This window comes from Xanthomonas sp. LF02-5, assembly GCF_034105325.1.
Taxonomy (GTDB): domain Bacteria; phylum Pseudomonadota; class Gammaproteobacteria; order Xanthomonadales; family Xanthomonadaceae; genus Xanthomonas_A; species Xanthomonas_A sontii.
The window spans coordinates 161,166-186,063 of sequence record NZ_JAXGGF010000003.1 but is presented as its reverse complement, the minus strand read 5'-3'; the positions used below and the strand labels follow the sequence as shown (position 1 = coordinate 186,063).

The 24,898-nt window shown below is 69.3% G+C and carries 22 protein-coding genes and 1 pseudogene; 18 read left to right on the top strand and 5 right to left on the bottom strand.

What is annotated here, in order from left to right:
- The first annotated feature begins 8 nt into the window (after positions 1-8).
- The 4 genes from SLW52_RS09950 (at position 9) to SLW52_RS09935 (ending at position 3,517) form a co-directional block, all read left to right on the top strand.
- On the top strand, positions 9-1,115 hold the full coding sequence (locus tag SLW52_RS09950) for a hypothetical protein (protein WP_320740233.1): 1,107 nt from the start codon (positions 9-11) through the stop codon (positions 1,113-1,115).
- Complete coding sequence (locus tag SLW52_RS09945; RefSeq protein ID WP_320740234.1) at positions 1,108-2,157, top strand: DNA methyltransferase; 1,050 nt, start codon at positions 1,108-1,110, stop codon at positions 2,155-2,157. The genes SLW52_RS09950 and SLW52_RS09945 overlap by 8 nt, the downstream gene beginning before the upstream one ends.
- 125 nt (positions 2,158-2,282) lie before the next feature.
- On the top strand, positions 2,283-3,017 hold the full coding sequence (locus SLW52_RS09940) for a DUF2242 domain-containing protein (protein ID WP_320740235.1): 735 nt from the start codon (positions 2,283-2,285) through the stop codon (positions 3,015-3,017).
- Between the two features lie 131 nt (positions 3,018-3,148).
- Positions 3,149-3,517 carry a glycine zipper 2TM domain-containing protein gene (locus SLW52_RS09935; RefSeq protein ID WP_026143726.1) on the top strand — a complete coding sequence of 123 codons (369 nt, stop codon included), beginning with the start codon at positions 3,149-3,151 and terminating at the stop codon, positions 3,515-3,517.
- A 138-nt stretch (positions 3,518-3,655) separates the two neighbouring features.
- Here SLW52_RS09935 and SLW52_RS09930 read toward each other — a convergent pair whose 3' ends face one another.
- Positions 3,656-4,546, bottom strand: coding sequence for a TIGR01777 family oxidoreductase (locus SLW52_RS09930; protein ID WP_320740236.1), 891 nt, complete (start codon positions 4,544-4,546; stop codon positions 3,656-3,658).
- Between the two features lie 184 nt (positions 4,547-4,730).
- Between SLW52_RS09930 and SLW52_RS09925 the strand changes: the two genes are divergently transcribed.
- Both SLW52_RS09925 and gnd read left to right on the top strand, forming a co-directional pair.
- Positions 4,731-6,041, top strand: a complete 1,311-nt coding sequence (locus tag SLW52_RS09925; RefSeq protein WP_320740237.1) for a hypothetical protein — start codon at positions 4,731-4,733, stop codon at positions 6,039-6,041.
- Positions 6,042-6,110: 69 nt separating this feature from the next.
- On the top strand, positions 6,111-7,055 hold the full coding sequence (gene gnd / locus SLW52_RS09920) for a phosphogluconate dehydrogenase (NAD(+)-dependent, decarboxylating) (protein WP_150409640.1): 945 nt from the start codon (positions 6,111-6,113) through the stop codon (positions 7,053-7,055).
- 10 nt (positions 7,056-7,065) lie between these two features.
- On the opposite strand, the gene SLW52_RS09915 is transcribed toward gnd, so the two are convergent.
- Positions 7,066-8,106, bottom strand: a complete 1,041-nt coding sequence (locus SLW52_RS09915) for an oxidoreductase (RefSeq protein ID WP_320740238.1) — start codon at positions 8,104-8,106, stop codon at positions 7,066-7,068.
- A 144-nt stretch (positions 8,107-8,250) separates the two neighbouring features.
- On the opposite strand from SLW52_RS09915, the gene SLW52_RS09910 reads away from it, so the two are divergent.
- The 5 genes from SLW52_RS09910 (at position 8,251) to SLW52_RS09890 (ending at position 13,167) form a co-directional block, all read left to right on the top strand.
- The gene (locus SLW52_RS09910) at positions 8,251-8,667 is read left to right on the top strand and encodes a BON domain-containing protein (RefSeq protein ID WP_320740239.1); all 417 of its coding nucleotides are present in this window, start codon (positions 8,251-8,253) and stop codon (positions 8,665-8,667) included.
- A gap of 186 nt (positions 8,668-8,853) precedes the next feature.
- Positions 8,854-9,198, top strand: coding sequence for a hypothetical protein (locus tag SLW52_RS09905; RefSeq protein WP_267116647.1), 345 nt, complete (start codon positions 8,854-8,856; stop codon positions 9,196-9,198).
- Positions 9,199-9,397: 199 nt separating this feature from the next.
- Positions 9,398-11,209 (top strand): ATP-binding protein, encoded by a 1,812-nt coding sequence (locus SLW52_RS09900; RefSeq protein ID WP_017911733.1) that lies wholly within the window; start codon positions 9,398-9,400, stop codon positions 11,207-11,209.
- Positions 11,206-11,646 carry a response regulator gene (locus tag SLW52_RS09895; RefSeq protein WP_010343137.1) on the top strand — a complete coding sequence of 147 codons (441 nt, stop codon included), beginning with the start codon at positions 11,206-11,208 and terminating at the stop codon, positions 11,644-11,646. The genes SLW52_RS09900 and SLW52_RS09895 overlap by 4 nt, the downstream gene beginning before the upstream one ends.
- A gap of 6 nt (positions 11,647-11,652) precedes the next feature.
- The gene (locus tag SLW52_RS09890; protein ID WP_152237714.1) at positions 11,653-13,167 is read left to right on the top strand and encodes a hybrid sensor histidine kinase/response regulator; all 1,515 of its coding nucleotides are present in this window, start codon (positions 11,653-11,655) and stop codon (positions 13,165-13,167) included.
- A gap of 279 nt (positions 13,168-13,446) precedes the next feature.
- Here SLW52_RS09890 and SLW52_RS09885 read toward each other — a convergent pair whose 3' ends face one another.
- The gene (locus SLW52_RS09885; protein ID WP_017911734.1) at positions 13,447-14,286 is read right to left on the bottom strand and encodes a proteasome-type protease; all 840 of its coding nucleotides are present in this window, start codon (positions 14,284-14,286) and stop codon (positions 13,447-13,449) included.
- Between the two features lie 96 nt (positions 14,287-14,382).
- Here SLW52_RS09885 and folK point away from each other — a divergent pair, with 96 nt between their 5' ends.
- Positions 14,383-14,907, top strand: a complete 525-nt coding sequence (gene folK / locus SLW52_RS09880) for a 2-amino-4-hydroxy-6-hydroxymethyldihydropteridine diphosphokinase (protein WP_320740240.1) — start codon at positions 14,383-14,385, stop codon at positions 14,905-14,907.
- Between the two features lie 104 nt (positions 14,908-15,011).
- On the opposite strand, the gene SLW52_RS09875 is transcribed toward folK, so the two are convergent.
- Positions 15,012-15,746 (bottom strand): pteridine reductase, encoded by a 735-nt coding sequence (locus tag SLW52_RS09875; RefSeq protein ID WP_320740241.1) that lies wholly within the window; start codon positions 15,744-15,746, stop codon positions 15,012-15,014.
- Between the two features lie 54 nt (positions 15,747-15,800).
- On the opposite strand from SLW52_RS09875, the gene SLW52_RS09870 reads away from it, so the two are divergent.
- The 3 genes and pseudogenes from SLW52_RS09870 to SLW52_RS09860 all read left to right on the top strand — a co-directional run.
- Complete coding sequence (locus SLW52_RS09870) at positions 15,801-16,985, top strand: SAM-dependent methyltransferase (protein ID WP_320740242.1); 1,185 nt, start codon at positions 15,801-15,803, stop codon at positions 16,983-16,985.
- Complete coding sequence (locus SLW52_RS09865) at positions 16,985-17,380, top strand: VanZ family protein (protein WP_152237545.1); 396 nt, start codon at positions 16,985-16,987, stop codon at positions 17,378-17,380. Before SLW52_RS09870 ends, SLW52_RS09865 begins: the two co-directional genes overlap by 1 nt.
- Before the next feature lie 266 nt (positions 17,381-17,646).
- Positions 17,647-18,252: pseudogene (locus tag SLW52_RS09860) on the top strand (expansin EXLX1 family cellulose-binding protein); the annotation flags it as partial.
- Positions 18,253-18,358: 106 nt separating this feature from the next.
- Here the strand turns inward: SLW52_RS09860 and SLW52_RS09855 are convergent.
- Positions 18,359-20,992, bottom strand: coding sequence for a TonB-dependent receptor (locus tag SLW52_RS09855; RefSeq protein ID WP_320740243.1), 2,634 nt, complete (start codon positions 20,990-20,992; stop codon positions 18,359-18,361).
- A 741-nt stretch (positions 20,993-21,733) separates the two neighbouring features.
- Here SLW52_RS09855 and SLW52_RS09850 point away from each other — a divergent pair.
- The 3 genes from SLW52_RS09850 to SLW52_RS09840 are packed head-to-tail and all read left to right on the top strand — an operon-like array spanning position 21,734 to position 24,896.
- The gene (locus SLW52_RS09850; RefSeq protein ID WP_010343151.1) at positions 21,734-22,489 is read left to right on the top strand and encodes a GntR family transcriptional regulator; all 756 of its coding nucleotides are present in this window, start codon (positions 21,734-21,736) and stop codon (positions 22,487-22,489) included.
- A 36-nt stretch (positions 22,490-22,525) separates the two neighbouring features.
- Entirely contained in the window at positions 22,526-23,791 is a 1,266-nt protein-coding gene (locus SLW52_RS09845) for a sugar MFS transporter (protein ID WP_017908362.1), read from the top strand.
- A gap of 37 nt (positions 23,792-23,828) precedes the next feature.
- Positions 23,829-24,896, top strand: coding sequence for a LacI family DNA-binding transcriptional regulator (locus SLW52_RS09840; protein ID WP_010343153.1), 1,068 nt, complete (start codon positions 23,829-23,831; stop codon positions 24,894-24,896).
- Positions 24,897-24,898 lie beyond the last annotated feature (2 nt).

The following is a 24,898-nucleotide window of genomic DNA, read 5'->3' as shown; positions in this document are numbered from 1 at the left end:
AGGCGACCATGGACGCGTCCCTGCCGAGTCCGCCGCCATTGAGCGGCGGTTCGCCGCTGTTCGCCGCGCTGCGCGCCAGCACTCCGCATCTGGAATGGCGGGTGCCGGCCGCGGCGGATGCCTCGCGCTGGCGCCAGCAGCGCATCGGCGCACGCGACTACCGCGTCGCGCAGCCGGTGACCTTCACTCCCTACGCATCGGTGCGGCCGTGTTCGGCGCGCTGCCGCTTCTGCTCGGAAACCCTGCGGTCGCTGGCCGGCGGCACCGCCGCGGCCAGCCTGCGGCCGCCGCCGGACTACTTCGCGCAACTGCGTCAGGCATTGGCGCAGTTGCGCGGACTGCCGCTGTCGCACTCGCTGTCGGGGCTGGAGATGACCGACGACGAAGCCTGGTTCGTGGAGCTGCTGCGGACCCTGGATGCGGCCGAGCGCGAGGGTTTGCTGGTCGAGCAGCGGGTGCTGTACAGCAACGGTGCTGGCTTTGCCCGCGGCCATGGCGATGCGCTGCTGCAGGCCTTGCAGCGCTTCGGCCTGTCGTGGATCGAACTGTCGCGGCACCATCCGCAGCAGGCGCGCAACGATGCGATCATGCGTTTCCGCCCCGGCGAGGCGATCGCCGATGCGGAGGTGTTCGTCGCCACTGCGCAACGCATCGCCGAAGCGCTGCCGTTGCGCCTGGTGTGCATCCTGCAGCACGGCGGCATCGCCGATGCCGACGGCGTCGCGGCCTACCTGGACTGGGCGCGCGCCTGCGGGGCACGTACGGTGATCTTCCGCGAATTCTCCCGGCTCGGCGAAGGCTACCGCGATGGCGGCACCGCACGCTATCTCACTCAGGCGCGGGTCGCGGTGGAGCAGGTGCTCGGCGCCTGCATGGCCGCGCCGTGGTGGCGCGAATTGCAGCCGCTGCAAATCACCGAGGGCTACTACTTCTGGAACCTGCGCCTGGCCACCGCCGACGGCATGGAGGTGGTGTTCGAGACCTCCGACTACGGGGCGATGCACGCGCGCCACGACAGCGGCGACATCTACAAGCTGGTGTTCTTCGCCGATGGACGGCTGTGCGCGGGCTGGCAGCCGGACCGCGATCTGCTGTGGCGGGCGTCGCATGGATAGCCGCAGCTGGTGGACGCCGTTGCCGGATCCGCCCGAGCATCGCCTGCCGGAGGACCTGCGCCAGCGCGATCCGCTGGGCGCGCGCGACTGCGGCTGGGTCGGGCAGATGCGTCCGTTCGTGCGCCACTTCAGCGCGCCGGGTGAGCGCGTGCTGGATCCGTTCTGCGGCTTCGGCAGCACCTTGCTCGCGGCCGAACTGGAAGGCCGCCACGGCATCGGCCTGGAGATCGACGCGGCGCGTGCGCGGCTGGCGCGCGAACGGCTGCAGCGGCTGGGCCTGCACGCCGAGGTGCTGGACGGCAGCTTGCCGCACTACGCGCCATCCGCGCCGGTGGCCCTGTGCCTGACCAACGTGCCGTACTTCGGCTGTGCCTGGCCGGCTGAGGCGGGGCCCGACCAGCTCTACGCCAGTGCCGACTACGCCGCCTATCTGCACGGCCTGCGCGCGGTGTTCCATGGAGTCCGCCGCCACCTGCGCGAGGACGGCTTCTGCATCGCGATGGTGGAGAACGTCCAACTTGGCGCGGCCACGGTGCCGCAGGCCTGGGACCTGGCGCGGATCCTGGGCAGCCTGTTCGCGCCCTGTCCCGAGCGGGTGCTGTGCTACCCGCGCGAGACCGCGCAGCCGCTGGCGCCCGGCGACACCCGCAGCGACCGCAGCCACGAGTACGCGCTGATCTTCCAGCACCGGCGCCAGCGCATCGACCTGGCGGGTACGGCGCAGTTGCTGGAGGCGCTGCACACCGACGGTTTCGCCTTCGCGTTGCACGGCAGCTATCCGCGCTGGCTGGCCGATCCGGCGGCGGCACCGCGTCTGCCCGGCGACGTCGACCTGCTGCTGCCGCGCGACCTGGACGGCCTGCTGCGGCTGCTCGACTGGCTGCGCGCGCGTGGCTTCCTGCTGAGCCTGTGGGGCGAGCCGCTGGCGGTGCCGCCGACCCTGGCACTGCTCGACGCCCATCATTACCTGCGCGCCGAACGTCGCGATCGCCACGGCGGCCTGCTGCGCGTGGACCTGGCGCTGGAACCCGCCGCCGCCTGACGCGGCGGCGGCGCCGACCGCGCATCTCGCTAACCGCGGGATGAGCGGCCGCGGCGGCGTCAAGGCCGCGCCGACGCGCTTGCGGCTATCCTTTGCCGCGGTTCCCTCTCTCCGGTCAACGGCCTATGTCCGCTCCCTCCAAGGTTCTCGCCATTCCCGCGCTCGCGCTGATCGCGATCGGCCTGAGCGGCTGTTTCGCGCGCAAGCAGGACGGCCTGGTGAAAGAGACCTTCAATTCCGACAACACCTATTCGCGCAACTACCCGGTGCAGCCGGCGCAGGCCTGCGAATCGGCGCGGCGCGCGCTGCTGAGCCAGGGCTACGTGGTCTCCAAGGCCACCGCCGATGCGGTGGAAGGCACCAAGAACTTCCAGCCCAGCGACGAGTTGCATGAGCAACTGGAACTGCGCGTGTCCTGCGTCGCGCATGGGCAGGACGAATCCTGGGTGTTCGTCAGTGCCTTGCAGGACCGCTATGCGCTGAAGAAGAGCCCGACCTCGGCCAGCGTCGGCGTCGGCGTGCTCGGCTCGGTGTCCCTGCCGATCGGCAGCAGCGACGATTCGATGGTGCGGGTGGCCAGCAGTACGGTGCAGGACGGCGACTTCTACAAGCGCTTCTTCCAGCTGATGAGCGAATACCTGCCCAAGAGCAAGCCGGCACCGGAGCCGTCTGCGCATCCGTCCGCGGCGGTGACGGCGCAGGCGCCGGCAGCGCCCGCACCTGTACCTGCAGCGTCGACGGTGCCGACTCCGCCGCCCGCCGCAGCGCCCACGCCGCCGCCGGCACCCGCGGCGGCCACTGCGGCGCAGCCGCCCGTCGCGACCGCGCCTCCGAGCGGCGAGCCCGGCGGCGCCGACTGATTCAGGCGTTGCTACACAAGCTGAATGCGACCGATTTCGCTTCACGAACCATTCGCGAATCCGGTGAGAAGGTGGCGCCCGTCGAGAGCGCGGTGCTTGTGCATCGACTCCGCCACCCAGGAGCAATCAGCATGAACACTCTCAAATCCGCCTTGTGTCTTTCCGTCCTCGCCATCGCCACGGCCGCCGCGCCGCTGGCCGAGGCGCAGCGTCACTACGGTCCCGAGGACGCCGGCCGCCGCTTCAGCGACGGCACCCGCGTGCACTGCAAGAAGGTCGCGGTGCGCAAGAACAGCACCGATCCCGACCGCATCGGCGGCACCCTGGCGGGCGCGGCGATCGGCGGCTTGCTAGGCAACCAGATCGGCAAGGGCGATGGCCGCAAGCTGGCCACCGTTGGTGGCGCGGTCGCCGGCGGCGCCACCGGCCGCTACATCCAGGGCCAGCGTCAGCAGGCCAATGGCAATCGCGTGGTCGAGACCGTCTGCAAGCGTTATTGAGTCGCGCGACCGCATCGGGTCGGTCGGTGCCTGACGCCGACCCGGCAACCTGATGCAGCACGCCCCGGCGGAGGCCTCCGCCGGGGCGTTTTTTTGGGTTGCCGGTTGCGACGTTGCGCGATTCGGCGCCGCGGCGGCTCAATCGGCGAGCAGGTCGCGCAGCGCCGCGTCCAACTGCGGATACCGGAACACATAACCCTCGCGTTGCGCACGTGTCGGCAGCACGCGCTGGCTGCCCAGCAACAGTTCCGCCATCTCGCCGAAGCCCAGGCGCAGCGCCGCCGCCGGCATCGGCAGCAGCGCCGGACGATGCAGGGTCGCGGCGAGTTGCTGCGCGAACGTGGCATTGGTCGCCGGCGCCGGTGCGGTGGCGTCGTAGGCGCCTTCGCCGCCTTGCTGCAGCAGCCACAGCAGCAACCCGACCTCATCGTTGCGGTGGATCCAGCTCATCCACTGGCGGCCATCGCCCATGCGCCCGCCCATGCCGAAGCGGAAGGGCGGCAGCATCCGCGCCAGCGCGCCGCCGTCGCGGCCCAGCACCACGCCGGTGCGGACCAGGATGGTGCGCACGCCCAGGTCCTGCGCGCGCAGCGCTTCCGCCTCCCAGTCGCGGCAGAGCTGGGCGGCAAAGTCGTCGCCCGGCGTGCTGGTTTCGTCCAGGACCTCGTCGCCGCGGTCGCCGTAGTAGCCGATCGCCGAGCCGGAGATCAGGCAGCCCGGGCGCTGCGCAGCGTCGAGTCCGCTCATCCAGTCGATCAGGGCGCGGGTGGTGCCGATGCGTGAGGTGCGGAAGCGACGCTTGCGGGTGGCGCTCCAGCGGCCTTCGGTCAGCGGTTCGCCGGCGAGATTGATCACCGCATCGGCCGGTGCGGCGCGCTGCAGATCGTCCAGCACCTGCACCGCCGGCAACAGGCGCGCCGCGCGTGCGGGGTCGCGGGTCAGCACGCTGACCCGGTGCCCGGCGTCGAGCAGAGCCGGGCACAGCGCGCGGCCGATGAATCCGGTGCCTCCGGTAACGAGCACGTGCATGCAGGGGATCGCTTGCGCCAAGGGAGCCGCAGTGTAGGTGCGCCGGGCATGGCGGAAGAGTGAACGCCGGGGGTGTCGGTGCCGCGGCGGTGGGTTTCGCGATGCCTGCACGGGCGAGGCGGCACGCTGCGCGGGCGCCGCCGCCACGTGGCCAACGGAAGCTCCTGTTCGCGATGTCCGCTCCATGATCCGACCATCGAGGTTCGCTTGCCCGCCGTGGCTTCGCCGCGGCGTCGGTCTGCTGCTGGCCGCGCTGCTGGCCAGTGCCGCGGCCACGGCCGCACCGGCGCCGGCCGACCAGGCCAGCGCGGCTTGCCTGGCCGCACTGCTGGAGCGGCTCGGTTGGCACATCGGCACGACCAGCGCGGCGCAGCCGCAGATCGCCGCCGGCGCACCCTGCGAACGCGGTTCACTGGCCGAGGCGCAGGCGCACGGCGATCTGCAGGCGGCCTTGCCCGCGGCTTGGAACGACGCGCAACGGGAGCAGGCCTTGCGTGCCTTGCTGGACACGCCGGCCACGCAGTGCGGCTACTTCCTGCAACTGGGGGCGGCCACCACGCGCGCGGTCGCACGCCTGCAGGCCAATCCCGGCTACCGTTTCTCGGCGCTGCAACTGGGCTGGATCGGCTTCGGCCTGCGCGGCGCGCAGGCGCAGGGCTGGGAACGCTTCCGCAGCTTCGGCCGCGGCTATCGCCCGGCCGGCGGCAATGCGCAGGCGATCGAGGCGTTCTACAGCGGCCATGTGCGTTCGGAATGCGGCGTCGGCCGGCAGATCGCGCAACTGGCCACACAGCGCGAACTCTATGGCGATGCGGCGTTCGATCGTGCGTTCAGCGCCGACGAGCTGTCGATCGGCACCTTCCTGACCCTGCACGACACCGACAGCATCCTGCTCGGCGCGCACGCCGGCGAGTTCTTCGCCGACGGCAAGGCGGCCAGGACCGCGCAGCGCGGCCGCGCCGCCTTCCTCGGTGCGCCTGGCTACATCGTGCACGTGTTCGAGCGCCGCTACCTGGACGACATCAACAACCAGGCCGAGAACTTCGTGGTCGCCGCGGTCAGCGCCGAGGCCGCCACGGCATTGCGCGCGCACGGCGGCTTCGCCTACTACGACGCCCATAACCGCCGCATCTGGGAGCTGGCGCGGGCGCTGCGCGGCCCGGGGCGGGAGCGCTTCGAGCGCTTGCTGTACGCGCGCGACCCGGCGCTGCGCGCACGCCTGGATCCGGCCCAGCAGGCAGTGCTCGCGCAACTCGACGCCTTGCTCGACGATCCGTTCTACCGGGGCTTTCAGGTCTACGTGCATCCCAAGGGCGTCAAGCCGATCGGGTATCACGTGGTGCGGCTGCTGGATCGCAATCCGCGCACGCCGTTCGCGATCGAGCTGACCCTGCATAACCTGCACACCACGCTGTACCAGCGCTGGCGCGACCTGCAACTGCACGACTGTGCGCAAACGCCGCCGCCGGCACCTGCCGCCGCATCGGTGCCTTAGCTGCGCGTCACGTCGGCATCGCCGCTTCGTGAGACCCTAACCCTCCTTTTTTCGAACCGGGAACGACGCATGGAACTGGGACTTGTAGGCTTGGGCCGGATGGGCGCCAACATGGCCGAGCGGCTGGTGCGCGGCGGGCATCGCGTGGTCGGTTTCGACCTGGGCGAGGCCGCGCGCAGCGCGGCGCAGCAGCGCGGGGTCGAAGCGGTCGACAGCATGGCCGCGCTGATCGCGGCGTTGCCGGCACCGCGCGCGGTGTGGCTGATGGTGCCGGCCGGCAAGGTCGTCGACGACACCCTGGCGGCGTTGCTGCCGTTGCTCGGCAAGGGCGACGTGGTGATCGACGGCGGCAATTCCTACTACAAGGATTCGATGCGCCGCGCCGGCGAACTCGCCGCGCACGGCATCGCCTATGTCGACTGCGGCACCAGCGGCGGCGTGTGGGGCCTGCGCGAGGGCTACAGCCTGATGATCGGCGGCGACACCGCCGCGGTGCAGCGCTTGCACGACGTGTTCGCGACCCTGGCGCCGGCTGCCGATGCCGGTTGGGGACACGTCGGCCCCAGCGGTGCCGGCCACTTCACCAAGATGGTCCACAACGGCATCGAGTACGGAATGATGCAGGCCTATGCCGAAGGCTTCGCGCTGATGGGGCGCAAGCAGGAGTTCGCGCTGGACCTGCACCAAGTGGCCGAGGTCTGGCGCCAGGGCAGCGTGGTGCGTTCGTGGCTGCTGGACCTGTGCGCCGATGCGCTGGGCGACAACCCGACCCTGGCCGGCATCGCGCCGTTCGTCCAGGACTCCGGCGAGGGCCGCTGGACCGTGGCCGAGGCGATCGACCTGGACGTGCCGGCGCCGGTGATCACCCTCTCGCTGCTGGAGCGGCTGCGCTCGCGCGACGACGATTCGTTCGCCGACAAGTTGCTGGCGGCGATGCGCAACCAGTTCGGCGGCCATGCGATCAAGCACGAGGGCGGCGACGCGCCCGCGCCGGGCGGTACGCGCCCGGCCTGAGGCCCGGCGCTCAGTCCAGCGTGACGCTGCAGCCGGAGGCGGCGCTGCGCACGCCTGCCTCCAGCAGCCGCATCACCGCCAGCGCCTGCGCCGCATCCACCGGCGCAGGCGCGCGACCCGCGATCGCCTCGCGAAAGGCCGCATAGCAGTCGCGGTAATCGCCGCGCGGCGCGGGCAGGGTCTGGACGGCGTGCGTGCCGTCGGCGCCGACCAGGCGCAATTGGCCGGGCAGGGGATCCTCGCCCCAGCCGGGCGCGCCCGGCGCGACGCCCGCGCGCAACTGCGCTTCCTGCGTGTCCAGACCGTGCTTGACGTAGCTGCCGCCGCTGCCGTGGACCGCAAAGCGCAGGCCGTTGGCGGCGACCAGCGAACCGGCATGCAGCACCACGCGCAACCGCGGATAGCGCAGCACCGCATGCACGTAATCCACGGTCTGCGCGCCGGGGCGTTGCAGCGCCAGATCGGCCTGCAGCGCCTGCGGCGGCCCGAACAGTTGCAGGGCCTGATCGAGCAGATGCGGCCCCAGGTCGAACCACAGCCCCGAGCCGGGGAGGGCGTGCTCGCGCCAGCGGTCGCCGACCTGCGGACGATGGCGGTCGAAGTGCGAATGGAACTCGGCGATCTCGCCCAGCGTGCCCGCCTCCAGCAAGGCGCGCACGTCGAGGAAGTCGCCGTCCCAGCGCCGGTTCTGGAACACGCTGACGATGCGGTCGGCGCGCTGCGCCTGCGCCAGCACCTGGTGCGCTTCGGCCACGTCCAGGGTGAACGGCTTGTCCACCAGCACGTGCTTGCCCTGGGCCAGGGCGGCCAGCGCCAACGGCGCATGGGTCTGGTTGGGCGTGGCGATCACCACTGCATCGATCCGCGGATCGGCGAAGGCCTGCGCCGCATCGGCGACCACGCGCGCCTGTGGCCAGGCCGCATGCACCCCCTCGGCCTGGCGCGAGACCACGGTGTGCAGGTGCAGGCCGGGCGTCTGTGCGATCAGCGGCGCATGGAAGGTGCGGCCGACGTAGCCGAAGCCGAGCAGGGCGAGATTGAAGTCGGACATGGGCGCAGGCAGCAGCGGCGGGACGCCAGTATCGCCTGGGCTGCGTGGGCGGATTGCGCATTCACGCTGCGGCGATTCTTCGGTCACGCCGCCTGTACGACGGCTTGGCGGAGACTGCGCGCACATTCAGCGGAGGAAGACACGATGAAGACGATCAATGCACGCACCCTGCTTGGCGCCACCCTGGTGGCCGGTTTCGCGTTCGGCGCGGGCCAGGCGTTCGCAGCCGGCCAAGCCACCAGCGCCAAGGACCACGGCACCATGGGCCAGCAGGACACGATGCAGCACGACACCATGGCCCATGACACGACTCGCCACGACTCCAAGGAGCCGGTCACCGACACCTGGATCACCACCAAGGTGAAGGCCGATCTGCTGGCCACCAAGAACGTGTCGGGTACCGAGATCAAGGTCGACACCGTCAACGGCACGGTCAAGCTGTCCGGCACGGTCGCGACCAAGGCCGAGAAGGACAAGGCCGTGGCGGTGGCCAAGAAGATCGACGGGGTCAAGAAGGTGGATGCGGCCGACCTGAAGGTCAGCGCCGCTGCCAAGAAGTAAGCATTGCGATCCGCGGCCGCGGGTGGGGGTGCGACGAGGCGCCCCACCCGCGACAGCCGGTCTGCGACGCACCCTGCGGGGTGCGTTTTTTTTGGGGGGGTAAATTCGCGACGGAAATCGCATTTCGCGTCGCATTGACACCCGCTCAGACATCATTCCTTCATGTTCGTCAACGGATCACGCGCGATGTTGGAGACCCAACCCCACCCGGCTGCGGGGCACGCGGCCGCGGCTGCCGAGGCGCTGGGCGCCGCGTTGTCCGGCCATGGCGCGCAGCCGTCACTGCTGCTGCCGGCGGTACGCCGGCTGGAAGCGCAGTTGAGCATGCTGTTGACCACGTTTCACGACGACACCGGGTTCTGGCCGGCGTTTTCCGCGCTGATGCATGAACTGGATCAGGGCCTGAGCCAATCCGAGCGCCGGCGCCTGCGCAGCCACGCCGATTTCCTGCTGGTCCGCGCCGGCATGCCGGCCTGGACCCTGATCGGCGCCACCGCCGGTTCCATTCCGCCCCCGGCGCGCCGGCCCTGAGCGCGGCGCGCGCGTGGCACTCCCGCGGGGGGCCGCAGGCCGCCCGTTTCGTCGTGCGCGCGGCCTGGGATAGAGTCCTTGCAGGTACCGCGATCGGGGTGTCGCGCTTCCGCTGAACAATTCATCTGCTGCCGGGGAAGATGGGCGACAATGCGCGCCCGCGATGGCCGCAGCCGTTCCTTCTTTTGACGCACCAGCTATGCAGACCATCGCCAAACACGATGCTTGGGACCGCTGGCGGCTGCCGTTGCTGGCGCTGGCCGTCGTCCTGATCGTCATCCTGCCCTCGCTGCTGCTGCGGCAGATGAATGCCAGCACCCTGCGTGCGGCGGACTGGGTCGGCCACAGCCAGGAAGTGACCGCCACCTTGAACGCGATGGAAGCGGACATGCGCGACATGGAATCGGCGGCGATGGCGATGTCGCACGGCGTGCAGTCGCCGATCCTGACCGCGCGCCTGCAGCAGGCGCGCAACTCGATGCAGCCGACGCTGGCGCACCTGGCCGAGCTGACCCGCGACAACCCGGACCAACAGATCCGCGTCGGCCGCCTGCAGAGCACGCTGGAGCGACGCGGCCTGATCGCCGAGCGGATCGCGCAGACCCGCGATCCGGAGCGGATCCGCGCGCTGATCCAGGACATGACCTCCGACAATCCAGTGCGCGGCCTGATCGCCGAGCTGCAGCGGCGCGAGGACGAACTGCTGAGCGAGCGGACCGCCGACGCCGAGCAGCGCCGCATGCTCGCCTCGATGATGAGCTGGACCTCGCTGGTGGTGCAGCTGTTGTTGCTGGGCCTGGTGATCTGGCTGTTGCAACGGCAGATCGGCCGGCGCCTGGATGCCGAGCGCCACATGCTGCGCGCCAACGGCCGCGCCGCGGCGGTGCTGCAGACCGTGCGCGAGCCGATCGTGCTGCTCGACAACGGGCAGCGCATGCTGATGCACAACACCGCCTTCGCCGAACTGTACGGCATGGACCTGGCGGATCCGCCGAAGCTGCTCGCCGACGTCGGCGACGGCGTCTGGCAGGATCCGGTGATCGTGCAGCGCTTGGCCGACGTGCTGCTGCGCGGACGCGAATTGTGGGATTTCGAGCACGAACAACTTGGCGCGGACGGCGTACCAAGGACCATGCTGCTGAATGCGCGGCGCATGCCGCTGCCGGACAGCGAGGACGAAGTGGTCTTGATGACGGTCAGCGACATCACCCTGCAGAAAACCGCGCAACAGCGCATCCAGGAGCTGAACCGGCAGCTGGAGGGCAAGATCGAGCAGGTGTCCGAAGTCAATCGCGAACTGGAGGCGTTCAGCTACTCGGTCTCGCACGACCTGCGCGCGCCGCTGCGCCATGTCGCCGGCTTCGCCGACAAGCTGGTTCGCCATCTGGGCGATGGCGCCGACGAGAAGAGCCGCCACTACCTGGAGGTGATCGGCACCTCGGCGCGGCGCATGGCCTCGCTGATCGACGACCTGCTGGTGTACTCGCGCCTGGGCCGCAGTGCGCTGCGCCTGCAGGCGGTGGACATGCAGTCGTTGGTGGCGGAGACGCGCTCGGTGCTCGACGCCAACTACCAGTCCGACCATGGCGACAGCGGGCATCGCATCGAGTGGAGCATCGCGCCGTTGCCGATCCTGGTCGCCGACGAAAACATGATGCGTCAGCTGTGGCTGAACCTGCTCGGCAATGCGGTCAAGTACAGCGCCAAGCGCGAGGTCGCGCAGATCGAGGTCGGCTACCAGGTGCAGCCGGATGGCAGCCACCACTTCAGCGTGCGCGACAATGGCGCCGGCTTCGACATGACCTATGCGGCCAAGCTGTTCGGCGTGTTCCAGCGCCTGCACAAGGCCAGCGAATATTCCGGCACCGGCATCGGCCTGGCCAGCGTGCGCCGCGTGCTGACCCGCCATGGCGGCCATATCTGGGCCGAGTCCGCCCCCGACCAGGGCGCCACCTTCCATTTCGTCTTGCCCCCGGCGCCTGAAGCGCCCACTACCGAGTTCATCGCATGACCGCCATCCGCACCATCCTGCTTGCCGAAGACAGCCCCGCCGATGCCGAAATGGCGGTGGATGCGTTGCGCGACGCGCGTCTGGCCAATCCCATCGTGCACGTCGAGGACGGCGTGGAAGCGATGGACTACCTGCTGCGCCGCGGCGCCTATGCCGACCGCGAGGAAGGCCTGCCGGCCGTGCTGCTGCTGGACATCAAGATGCCGCGCATGGACGGCCTGGAAGTGCTCAAGCTGGTGCGCAGCGAGGAGTCGCTCAAGCGCCTGCCGGTGGTGATCCTGTCGTCCTCGCGCGAGGAAAGCGACCTGGCCCGCAGCTGGGACCTGGGCGTGAACGCATATGTGGTCAAGCCGGTGGACGTGGACCAGTTCTTCACCGCGGTGAAGACCCTGGGCACCTTCTGGGCGCTGATCAACCAGGCGCCGGACAAAGAGTAAGCGCGCATGCCCACCACCGGCCCCAGGCTTGGCCCGATCCGGATCCTCATGGTCGAGGATTCGCCGGAGGATGCCGAGCTGCTGTCCGACCAGTTGCTGGACGCCGGCCTGGAGGCGACCTTCCGCCGCGTGGAAAGCGAGCCGACCCTGCGCGAGGCGCTGGGCGAGTTCGCGCCGGACATCGTGCTGTCGGACCTGAGCATGCCCGGGTTCTCCGGGCACGAGGCGCTGCGGGTGGTGCGCGAGGACGGCAACGCCGTGCCCTTCATCTTCGTCTCCGGCACCATCGGCGAGGAGACCGCGGTGGAGGCGCTGCGCGACGGCGCCAACGACTACATCATCAAGCACAACCCGACCCGCCTGCCGTCGGCGGTGGCGCGGGCGATCCGCGAGGCCCGCACCGAACGCGAGCGGCAGCGCGTGGAGCGCGAACTGATGCGCGCGCAGCGGCTGGAGAGCCTGGCCCTGCTCGCCGCCGGCCTCAGTCACGACCTGCGCAACATCCTGCAGCCGTTGCTGATCGTGCCGGAACTGATCGTCGGGCGCAGCGACGATCCGCAACTGCGGCACCTGGCCGACGTCATCGCCGAGTGCGGCCGGCGCGGCCACGAAATGGCCGAATCGATGCTGTCGTTCGTGCGCGGCTCGCGCACGCCCAGCGAGCCGGTGCGCATCGCGGAGCTGTTCCAGGCGGTGCAGATGCTGCTCAAGAGCAGCCTGCCGGAGCGGGTGACGCTGCAGGTGGACGTGGCCGATGCGGCGCTGTCGATCGAGGCCAACTACACCGAGTTGCAGCAGTGCCTGCTCAACCTCGGCCTCAACGCGATCCAGGCGATGCCCGACGGCGGCCAGCTGAGCTTCTCGGCGGCGCCGGCGATCGGTGCCGACGGCAGCGAGCAGGTGCGCATCCTGGTCCGCGACAGCGGCATGGGCATGGACGCGGAAACCCAGGCGCGGCTGTTCAGTCCCTTCTTCACCACCAAGCCGGACGGCACCGGTCTGGGCCTGATCTCGTGCAAGCGCATCGTCGAAAGCTACGGCGGCCGGATCGGCGTGGACAGCACGCCGGGCCAGGGCACCTGCTTCGAATTGCTGATCCCGCTGCGCGCGCCGGTGCCGTCGTTCGAGCCGGAGCCGTCGCTGCCGATGGGCAAGGGCCAGCGCGTGCTCCTCGTCGACGGCGAGGCCACGCGGCTGTCGCTGCTCGGCAATGCGCTGTCCAGCCAGGGCTACCGTCCGCAGTTGGCGTCCGATGGCGCCGCCGCGCTGCGCGACGTCGAGGAACACGGCCTGCCGGACCTGGTGATCGTCGACAGCGACATCATCCTGCTGTCGGCGGTACGCCTGCTGCTGGCGCTGCAGGACCTGGGCTACCAGGGCCCGGCGATCGTCCTCGAGGACACCGGCACCACCCTGGAGCGCGACCACTTCCCCGCCGACATCGCCGTGCACGTCCTGCGCAAGCCGCTGGAAATGCAGCGCGTGTTCCGCGCGGTGGCGCATGCCCTCGAAAGCGGCTGAGGTGCTGGGAATGGGGATGGGGGAATCGGGAATGGGAACGGCAAAAGCCGAAGCCGATGCTCATTGCTGCATGGCGACCGTATCTCCAGCGCCAGCTGCGCGATGACGTGACTCCTTTATCTGGAGTCACCGAGAGAGGCGCAGTTCACCGGATCCGATAAGTGCAGGTTGGGAACGCAAGGGCAACGGATTGACGCCTCAGCGGCCATCATGTCTCAGCGCAAGCTCCGCGATCCGGCTGTTCCGATTCCCCATTCCCGATTCCCCAATCCCGGCTTCTCACTGCTGCGCCGACTGGTCTTCCGGGTCGCGGCGGGCGGGGGAGCGGCGGGGGGGCAGGGGCGGCAGGGCGTCGCGCGATTCGGTGTCGTGGTCGGCGGACAGGGCCGGTTCCCAGGGGAAGCGCGGCAGGGTGCGCACGGCGTTCTCCAGCTTGCGCGACCAGGTGTCGTGGATCTCGGCGTACAGCGGGGTGTCCGCTTCCAGGCGCATGCGCTCGGTCACGCGCAGGTCGTTGCGGCGGATCAGCGCCACATCGATCGGCATGCCCACCGACAGGTTGGAACGGATGGTCGAGTCCAGCGACACCAGGGCGGTGCGCGCGGCATCTTCCAGCTGCATCTCCGAACGGATGATGCGGTCCAGGATCGGCTTGCCGTACTTGGATTCGCCGATCTGCAGGTAGGGCGTCTCCGGCGAGGTGGCGATGGCGTTGCCGAGCGGATAGATCATGTACAGCCCGGGCCGTTCGCCGGCGATCTGCCCGCCCAGGATCAGCGTCGACTGCACGTTGATGCCGCTGTGCTGCGATTGCTCGGACAGCTTGACCTGGCTGGAGGCCAGTACGTCGCCGACGTATTCGGCGACCTCGAACAGGTGCCGGAAGGTGCGCAGGCTGCGCGGCGCGTCCGGATCGTCGGCGTCGCGCTGCAGGCGCGAAAGGGTCAGCTGGGTGGTCGCCAGGTTGCCGGCCGACATCAGCGCGAACACCGCCTGGCCCGGATACTCGAACACATGCAGCTTGCGGTGGACGCGGACGTCGTCCAGCGAGGCGTTGGTGCGGGTGTCAGCGGCGAAGACCAGGCCTTCGTCCACTTCGATGCCGACGCAATATGTCATGGCGCTGCCGAAAACCGGGTACGTCCCGATTCTATGGGGGCGGCTCGGGCTTGGCTAGCCGTTGACGCTCGCGGTCGCGGCATGCGCGAATAGCGCATGACCACCGTGCTTCTGAGCCTGGGCAGCAACCTGCGCCCGCATCACCACCTGGCCGCGGCGATCGCGGCGCTGCGCCGGCAGTTCGGCGCGGTCGCGGTGTCGCCGACCTATCGCACCGCGGCGGTCGGCTTCGACGGGCCGGCGTTCCTGAACAACGCGGTGGCGCTGCAGACCGACTGGGAGCTGGCGCCGCTGGACGACTGGCTGCATGCGCTGGAGGACGCGCACGGGCGCGACCGCAGCGGCCCGCGCTTCAGCGACCGCACCCTGGACATCGACGTGGTGTTCTACGGCGACCGCATCGTCGAAGGCCCCGGCCACCTGCGCATCCCGCGGCCCGAGCTGCGCCACGCCTTCGTGCTCAAGCCGCTGGCCGACATCGCCGCCGACTTCGTCGACCCGGTCAGCGGCCAAACCCTGGGCGCGCTATGGCAGGCGCATGCCGAGCACGGGAAGGTGTTCGAGGTGGTCGAGTTGGATGATGACGCCGGGAATGGGGAATCGGGATTGGGGAATCGGTAGAGCCGGGTACCGGGCCGATCGTCGCGCTGTCATGGCGCGGCCTGGCGTAGCGCTCAGCAATGGCGGGAAAGAGGTCGCGCTTGCCGATTCCCCGTTCCCAGCCTTCAAGTCAGCCCGCGCCCACCATCCACCCGCACGGTCTGTCCGGTGACGAAGCTGGCGTCGTCGAGCAGCCAGCGCACGGTGTCGGCGATTTCCTCGACCTGGCCGGTGCGTGCCAGCGGGGTGCGTGCCAGCAGGGCCTGCTGCGCGGCGGCGTCCTTGCCGGCGTCGGGCCACAGGATCGCGCCGGGGGCGATGGCGTTGACGCGGACCTGCGGCGCCAGTTCCAGTGCCAGCGAGCGGGTCAGCATCGCCAGGGCGGCCTTGGCCGCGCTGTACAGCGGATGCGCGCGCAGCGGCTGTTCGGCGTGCAGGTCGGTGAGATTGACGATCGCGCCGCCGTGCTGGCGCAACTGCGCGGCGGCGGCCTGTGCCAGGAACAGCGGCGCGCGTGCGTTGACCGCGAACAGGTCGTCCCATTGCGCCGGCGTCGCCTCGTGCAGCGGGGTGGGATAGAAGTTGGAGGCATTGTTGACCAGCGCGTCGAGCCGGCCGAAGCGCGCCACGCATTGCGCCACCAGGTCGGGTAGCTGCGCGGTGTCGCGCAGGTCGGCCTGCAGGGTCAATGTGCTGCCGGCGCGCAGGGATTCCAGTTCCTGCGCCAGCGCCTGCAGCTCGGCCTGCGAGGTATGCGCATGCAGGGCGACGGCGTAGCCGGCCGCGTGCAGGCGCCGGGCGATGCCGGCGCCGATGCGCCGCGCGCTGCCGGTGATCAGGGCGACTTTGGTCTGGGTCATGTACGGGTTCCATGCTCGGCTATGCTGTGCATTGTCCACGCAATCCGGCGCCGCATGCCCACCGACCTTCCTTTGCCCGATGCCACCGCATTGGCCCACAGCGAGCGCCTGGCCGCGCACATGCGCGCCGAGATCGCCGCCGCCGGCGGAGCCATTCCGTTCTCGCGCTTCATGGAGCTGGCGCTGTACGCGCCCGGCCTGGGCTACTACAGCGCCGGCAGCAGCAAGTTCGGCGAAGAGGGCGATTTCGTCACCGCGCCGGAACTGGGGCCTCTGTTCGCCGCCACCGTGTCCAATGCGCTGGCGCCGGTGCTGCAGCAACTCGGGCCGCAGGCGCGGATGCTGGAAGTGGGCGGCGGCAGCGGCGCGTTCGCCGAGGTCATGCTCAAGCGCCTGCTGGCGCTGGATGCGCTGCCAGAGCGCTATGCGATCCTGGAACCCAGCGCCGACCTGCGCGAACGCCAGCGCGAGCGCCTGGCGCGCACGTTGATCCCGCCGGTGTTCGACCTGGTGGAATGGCTGGACCGGCCGTTCGACGACGACTGGAACGGCGTGCTGTTCGCCAACGAGGTGATCGACGCCCTGCCGACGCCGCGCTTCGCGCTGCGCGACGGCGAGGTGTTCGAGGAGACCGTGACGCTGGATGGCGAGGGCCGCTTCCGCCGCGGCGAACATCCGGCCGATCCGCTGCTGGCGGCGGCGGTGCGGCACATCGAACGCTATCTGCAGGCGCCCTTCGCCGACGGCTACCGTTCCGAATTGCTGCCGCAGTTGCCGTACTGGATCCAGGCGGTGGCCGGCGGCCTGCGCAGCGGCGCGATGCTGTTCGTGGACTACGGCTATCCGCGCCGCGAGTTCTATCTGCCCGAGCGCGACGACGGCACCTTGCGTGCGTTCTACCGGCATCGCACGCATGCCGATCCGTACCGCTGGCCGGGCCTGCAGGACCTGACCGCGTCTGTGGACTTCACCGCGCTGGCCGAGGCCGGCACCGGGGCGGGCTTCGACCTGGCCGGTTACTGCAATCAGGCCAGCTTCCTGCTCGGCAACGGCCTGGACGCGCTGCTGGCCGAGGCCGAGGCGCGCAGCGACGCAGCCGCGCAACTGCGCCTGCGTCAGCAGGTGAAGCAGCTGACCTTGCCCAGCGAGATGGGCGAGCGTTTCCAGGTGATGGGCTTCGAGCGCGACGTGTCGCTGGCGCCGGCGTTCCTGTCCGGCGACCTGACCTGGCGGCTGTGATGGCGGTAGTGCGCGACTTCCGCTGGCCCTGGCTGTGGCTGGGGCTGTGGTGGCTGGGCATCGCGGTGCTGATCTACGTGTGCCTGATGCCGCACCCGCCGCAGTTGTCGGACCTGCCCGACACCGACAAGGTCGAGCACTTCATCGCCTACCTGGTGCTGGCCGCCGCGGCGGTGCAGGTCTATGCCGGACCACGCGCCTGGACCTGGGCCGCGCTGGGTCTGCTGGCGCTGGGCGTGGGCATCGAATTCGCGCAGGGCGCCTGGACCACCACGCGCTCGGCCGATCCGCTGGATGCCCTGGCCGACGCCCTGGGCGTGGCGGCCGGCATGGCCACCGCGGCCACGCCGTGGCGCGATCTGCTGTGGCGGCTGGAGCGCGGCAGCCGCCGTTGAGCGACGTGGCCGCGCGGTCTACGGCGTCGGCCAAGTTGTGGAATCCCAGGCCGCGCGCAAGGCGCGGCACGCGTACCGCGGCCTAGAGTGCCGGCGCCGGGCACCCCGCCCGGTCGCCGCGCGGCGACTCCGCGCGCCTGTGCAGGAGAACACGCATGCAAGCACGCTACTCCCCCCGTGCCGCGCGCGGCGCCGGCCTGTTCGCCGCGCTGTGCCTGGCCATCAGTGCCGCCGCACCCGTCAACGCTGCCTGGAACGATGTCTGCAGCGGCACCGCCACCTACACCAGTTCCGGCTATTCCGGCGGCGCGCTGCTGCTGGATCCCATCGACCCGACCGCCACGATCACCGCGCTGAACCCGACGCAGCTCAATGACGGCGGAATCCAGGCGGCGCTGGCCGGCGCCTATCTGCAGGTGCAGGGACCGCGCGGCACGGTCACCGTGTACGTCACCGACCTGTATCCGGAAGGCGCCGACTGCGGGCTGGACCTGTCGCCCAATGCCTTCGCTGCGATCGGCGACACCAGCGCCGGGCGCATCCCGATCCGCTGGCAGGTGGTGGCCGCGCCGGTCACCGGCAACGTCGTGTACCGGATCAAGGAAGGCAGCTCGCAGTACTGGGCGGCGATCCAGGTGCGCAACCACCGCTATCCGGTGGTGAAGTTCGAATACAGGAAGAACGGCGACTGGGTCAGCCTGCCGAAGACCGCGTACAACCATTTCGTCGGCGAGCAGATGGGCGCGCAACTGCTGGAGATCCGCCTCACCGACATCCGCGGCCAGGTGGTCACCGATACGCTCGGCGCGTTGCCCAGCCAGGGCGACAAGGGCGTGTACTTCGCCGACGGGCACGTGCAGTTCCCGCGCTGAGGCGTGCCCGTGCATGCGCCGGCGGTCGCGCGCCGGCGCTGCGTCCACTGGTCTGTGCGCACCTGCGCCGCGGCGATGATGCCGCAGCGCAGGTGAAGCCTCACGCTCAGAACTTGAAGTGCAGCGTCGCCATGTAGCGGCGGCCGTTGTGGTAGCGTCCGACCGGGTGGTCCTTGTCGCCCAGGTACTGCAGGTATTCCTCGTCCAGCAGGTTCTGTGCGTCCAGTTGCAGCGACCACTGCGCGTTGAACGCATAGCCCACGCTCGCGCCCAGGTCGGTGTAGGCGTCGACGCTGGCCGGCGCGGCGCCGGCGACGTAGCCGCCGGCCAGGTAGCTGTCGCGCCAGTTCAGGCTGATCCGCGCGTTCCACGGTCCCTTCTCGTAGTAGGGGCTGAAGGCGACGCTGTTGCGCGACTGGTAGGGCAGCGGGTTGCCGCTGTTGTTCTCGCCGCTGGCATAGGTGTAGTTGGCCGACAGGCCGAAGCCGCTGTCGCCGAACGGCTGCTGGTAGGCCAGGGTGAAGCCCTTGACCTTGCCGGTGCCGGCGTTGCGCGGGCGCTGGATGCTGTAGTCGCAGTAGCCGTCGGCGGTGCAGCCGTTGCTGCCGAGCATCTGCGCCCAGGTCTGCGGCGAAGTGTCGCGGATCGCGTTGTACTGGCGCTCGATGGTGGCCGAGGTGTCGATGTAGTTGTCGATCTTCTTGTAGAAGATGGACCACGCCACCACCGCCTGCGGCGCGAAGTAGTACTCGGCCGAGAGGTTGAAGTTCCACGATTCGTAGGGCGACAGCGCGGCATTGCCGCCGCTGCCGGTGAGCGTGGTGTCGTTGAGGAAGGTGTTGTTGACCATCTGGTTGTACGGCGCCCAGGCGATCACCTTGCCGGCACCGAAGCGGAACACCCAGTCGTTGTCGGTGTCGTAGGCCAGGTTCAACGACGGCAGCAGGAAGTGCTCGGTCTGCGTGCGGGTCCGCCACTTGCTGTCCAGATCCTGCAGGGTCGGCGTGCCGCTGTAGACGAAGCCGCTGCCTTCGGTCTTGGAGCGCACGTAGCGCAGGCCCAGGTTGCCGCGCAGGCCGGCGTTGGAGAAGTTCAGCTGCACGTAGCCGGCGTTGTTGGTCTGCTGCAGCGCCCAGGTGTTGTTGAGGTAGCTGGACGGGTCCGGATTGGCGTAGTCGACCGGGCTGTTGCGGATCCAGTCGATCACGTTGCCGCGCCCGGCCTGCACGTGCTGGCCGTGGTCGGGATAGAACCCGCGGATGTCGGTCAGGCCGATGGTGCCGATGTCGGCCAGGGTGGCCGGGGTGACGCCGCCGTACACGTTGAGCGCGAAGTCCTCGTCGTGCTTGCCCTGGCGCACGCCGACCAGCAACTGGTTGAACACGCCGTCGAACTGCAGGTCCAGATCGAGCTGGCCGTAGCGGTCCTTGCTCTGGGTGGAAAACACGCCGTTGTTGCCGATCCAGCCGCCGGCCGAGCCCCAGTTGGCCGGGTTGCGCGCGGCGGTGGGATCGTCGAAGCGGATGCCGCGGTCCAGATCCCAGCGGAAGCCGCCGTTGTAGAACGGCTCGATGAAGTACTGCGCCAGGTGGTCGTTGTCGGACTTGCTCTGGCCGACCTGGCCGCGCAAGGTCCAGCGTTCGCCGCGGTAGGCGCCGCGCAGGTCCAGGCCCTTGGTGGTCACCTGCGACTGGCGCACGTTGTTGTCGTAGATCACCGTGCCGCCGCCCGCATTGGCGTTGGCACTGGAATGGCCGCTGTTGACCACGCCGTTGCGCACGTCGCCCAGCGCGTCGACCGCGGCGACGGTGCCCGGGTTCCAGGTGAGGAAGCTGTACATCGACTGGTTGTAGTTGTCGAAGTCTTCCTTGATGTACAGGCCGCTGAGGTCGAACTCCAGCGCGTCGCTGGGCTTGAGCTGCAGATTCACCACTGCGCTGTCGCGCTTGCGGTCCTGCTGGAACCAGGCGGCGTTGATCGAGTTGGGCACGTCCGCATCGGCCGGCACGCCGGCGGCATTGGCGAAGCTGCCGGCCTTGGCGTAGCCGAACACCTCCAGGCCCTGGCGGTCCACGCGTTCCTCGTAATGCTGCGCGGACACCGCGACGCCGAAGGTCTCCTGCGCATTCTTCCAGCTGTACAGCAGCGACGCGTTGGGCTTGCCCTCGCTGGCCTGCTGGCTGTAGCTGTAGCCGACCGAGCCGGCGATCTCGTTGGCCTTCAGGTCCAGCGGCTGGCGGGTATGCATCAACACGGTGCCGCCGAGGCTGCCTTCGGTCAGCCGCGCCTCGGTGGACTTGACGATCTCCGCGCGGCCCAGGATCTGCGGCGACAGCAGGGTGTAGTCGAAGCCGCGGTTGGGCTGCTCGCCGTACAGCCAGATCGCCTGCGCCACCGGGTGGCCGTCCAGGAACGACAGGTTGAGGCTGGGATCGGTGCCGTCGATGCTGACTCGCTCGCCCTGGCCGAAGCGGCGGTCGATGGTGACGCCGGGAATCTGCGCGAACGCCTCGGCGACGTTGGTGCTGGGGAACTTGCCGATGTCCTCGGCGGTGATCGCCTCGGACACGGTGACGTTGTTGCGCTTGGTGTCCAGCGACTTCTCCAGGCTGGCGCGAATGCCGACCACCTGGACCGCGTCCAGATCGGTGGCGGCGGAGTCGGCCTGCTGCGCCTGCGCGGCGAAGGCGAGGACGCTGGCGGCGATGGCGGCCGACAGGACGGACGGGCGGTGACGCATGATGTCTCTCCTCATCATTCATGGATGGGCACCGTCGGCGTGGCCGACGGTGCGGGACGGAGTTGCGTGCTGCCTGGCGGCGCGGACCGATGCCGATTCCCCTGGGTCCGCGGACGCCGTGTTTGTGCCGAATTCGTTGCGAAGCGTGCAGAACCTTTACGGTCCGGTGACAACGATGTCAACGCGATGCCGCGGCGGGGTGGCCCCGGTGGCGGGGCAAAACCGACCTGTCGTGTCCGGGATCGCGCTGCGGCGTGTCGGGTCGCGTACGGGCCTTCACGTCGATGACTTGGGCCGATTTCCCGGGATTTGCCGCGATCCGGGCTGTCGCAGGGGCTGTGGTTCAGACCTCTGCCAGGCATCGCCGCGATTGGTCTTGTGGCTTGTAGACAAATTCGTGCCCGCCGGTGACAACGATGCGGTTTGCGGCGCTGCACCCAAGCTCGCCGAAGGGCGGATACCGGCACATGATCCATCGGCATCGGCCATGACCGCCGCCTGGACATGGGCGCCAGCGCTGGCGGGAATTGGTCGCTCGCCGTGCGCAGGGCGTGGCCCGAGGCCAGGGGGATTGGGCGACTCGCCGCCGCGAATTTCGGGGTGACGCGCCACTGCGCTGTTGCCGTGGTCGGGCAGCGCTGTCGATCTGGGCCTGCGCCGCGTGCTGTGGCGCGACGTGCACGACCCGCCGATTGGTACTATATTGGACATAATGAATCCATGCGGACTGGAGAGCTCGCCATGACCAAGCCCAAGCCGCAGGCCGATCCACGCCTGCATGCGCTGGCCGTGGACCCGGACGCGCCGACGCCGCTGTACCTGCAACTGGCCAGCAAGCTGGTGGAGGCGATCAAGGGCGGGCAGTGGAAGCCGGGCGAGGCGTTGCCGGCCGAACGGCAGCTGTGCGAGTACCTGCAGGTGTCGCGGGTCACGCTGCGTCAGGCCGTGGATGCGCTGGTCGAACAAGGCCTGGTGTCGCGCCGGCAGGGCGCCGGCACTTTCGTCACCTCGCACATCCAGCACCAGCTCAGCGGCCTGGCCAGCTTCAGCGAAACCCTGCGCATGAAGGGCCTGGAGCCGGGCACGCGCTGGCTGGAGCGGCGCACGCGCCCGGCGCATGGCGAGGAGATCCTGCGCCTGGGCCTGTCCCCGGACACGGTGGTCGCGGCGCTGACCCGCCTGCGCAGCGCCGACGGCCGGGTGATGGCCTACGAGAAGGCGGTGCTGCCGCAGCACGTGGTGCCCGATCCGCACGCCATCGCCGATTCGCTCTACAGCTACCTGGACGAGCGCGGCACCCCGGTGGTGCGGGCGCTGCAATACTTCCGCGCCATCAACCTGCCGGCGCGGCTGGCCGGCCATCTCGGCATGAAGGAAGGCGAGGCGATCCTGCACGTGGTGCGGGTCGGCTACACCCGCGACGGCAGCGCGATCGAACTGACCGACACCTATTGCCACAACGACTACTACGACTTCGTCGCCGAACTGCGACGCTGACCGCCGATCCCCGCGCCCTCCCGGAGCACGCCGCCCATGACCACCGCACGGCCCGCCAGTCCCTACGCTTCCATCGCCATCGTCGGCCTGTTGTTCTTCATCATGGGCTTCTTTACCTGGATCAACGGGCCGTTGATCCTGTTCGCCAAGGTCGCCTTCAATGTCAGCGACACCTTCGCGTTTCTCATCCCGAGTGCGTTCTACATTTCCTACTTCTGCCTGGCATTGCCTTCTTCGCTCATCCTGAAGCTGACCGGGATGAAGAAGGGCCTGGCGCTGAGCCTGCTGATCATGGCGATCGGCGCCGCGATCTTCGGCCAGTTCACCAATGCCCGTTCCTACGTGGGCGCGGTGAGCGGCATCTTCATCATCGGCGGCGGCCTGGCCTTGCTGCAGACCGCGGTCAATCCGTACATCAGCATTCTCGGGCCGATCGACGGCGCCGCGCGCCGTATCGCGCTGATGGGCATCTGCAACAAGGTGGCGGGCGCGCTGGCCACCTATGGACTGGCGAAGGTGGTCCTGCACGGCATGGAGGATTTTTCGACGCAGATCGAACAGGTGCTGCCGGCGCAGAAGGAGCTGCTGTTGCAGGAGTTCGCTGGCCGCATCCACGGCCCTTACATGGCGATCGCCGGCATCCTGGCAGTGCTTTCCGTCGCCATCCTGTTTTCGCCCTTGCCCGAGATCAGCCCCGAGACGGCGAACGCGTCGGCCTCCGACGAGCGCAGCCGCGACAGCATCTTCGCGTTTCCGCACGTGTGGCTGGGCGCCTTGTGCATCTTCGTGTACGTCGGTGCCGAGGTGATGGCCGGCGATGCGATCGGCATCTACGGCAACAGCCTCGGTCTCTCGCTCGACTACGCGAAATATTTCACCATCGGCACCCTGGCCTGCATGCTGGCCGGCTACCTGCTCGGCCTGGTGCTGATCCCGAAGTACATCTCCCAGGAAAAGTACCTGTCCATTTCGGCCTGCCTCGGCATCGTGTTTTCGCTGTGCGCGATGGTGACCGGCGGCTATGTCTCGGTGGCGTTCGTGGCGGCGCTCGGATTCGCCAACGCCATCATGTGGCCGGCCATCTTCCCGCTGGCCATCAAGGGGCTGGGCAAGTTCACCGAAAAGGGCGCAGCGCTGTTGATCATGGGCATCGTCGGCGGCGCCGCGGTGCCGCAGCTGTTCGCCCATCTGAAGGAGTCCTTCGATTTCCAGGTGGTCTTCGCCGGCCTGATGATCGCCTGCTACCTGTACATCCTGTTCTTCGCGCTGCGCGGTCACCGCGTCGGCCAGGGCGCGCGGTGAGCTGACGCGCTTTTCTCCAACTCGGCAAACCTATCCAATGCGCAGACCCACCATCAAAGACGTCGCCGAACGGGCGCGGGTGTCGCTGAAGACCGTGTCGCGGGTCATCAACAACGAACCGTCGGTGATGCAGGCCACGCGCTCGCGCGTGCTGCACGCCATCGCCGAACTCGACTACGAGCCGGATCCGTCGGCGCGCAACCTGCGCAGCGGCACCCCGTTCGTGATCGGGCTGGTGTACGACAACCCCAACCCGTACCACATCATCGGCGTGCAGAACGGCGTGCTCGCCGCCTGCCGTGAGACCGGCTTCGGCCTGCAGATCCACCCCTGCGATTCCACCGCGCCGATGCTCGCCGAGGAACTGGCCGAGTGGACCCAGCGCTCGCGCCTGGCCGGGCTGGTGCTGACCGCGCCGATGTCCGAGCGTGCCGACCTGGTCGCGGCGCTGGCCGCGCGCGGGATCAAGACTGTGCGCATCATCGCCGCCACCGAGGATCCGCAGGACGGCCCGTGCGTCTACGTCGACGACCGCGATGCCGCCTACGAGATCACCGAACACCTGATCCAGCTCGGCCACCAGCGCATCGGCTTCCTGTGGGGCGGCACCTCGCATCGCTCCAGCGGCGAGCGCTATGCCGGCTACGAGGCGGCGCTGAAGGACTACGGCATCACCCTGGACAAGCACCTGGTGATCCCCGGCGACTACACCTTCGACGACGGCTTCCGCGGCGCCCGCCGCCTGCTGGCGCTGCGCGAACCACCGACCGCGATCTTCGGCTCCAACGACGAGATCGCCGCCGGCGTGCTGGCCGCGGCCAAGTCGGCAGGCATGAACGTGCCCTACGACCTGTCCATCGCCGGCTTCGAGGACAGCCCGTTCTCGCGCCAGTCGTGGCCGCCGCTGACCACCGCCAAGCAGGCCACCGAAGACATCGCCCGCCACGCCGCGCGGCTGCTGATCAGCCAGCTGCGCAGCGATGCCTACGAAGACCATCCGGCGCCGGTGCACAACCAGGGCTTCGTGCCGCAACTGGTGGTGCGCGGCTCGACCGCGCCCATGCAGCCGCATTCCCGCCGTTCCTCCTCCCCAGACCCCACGTGATC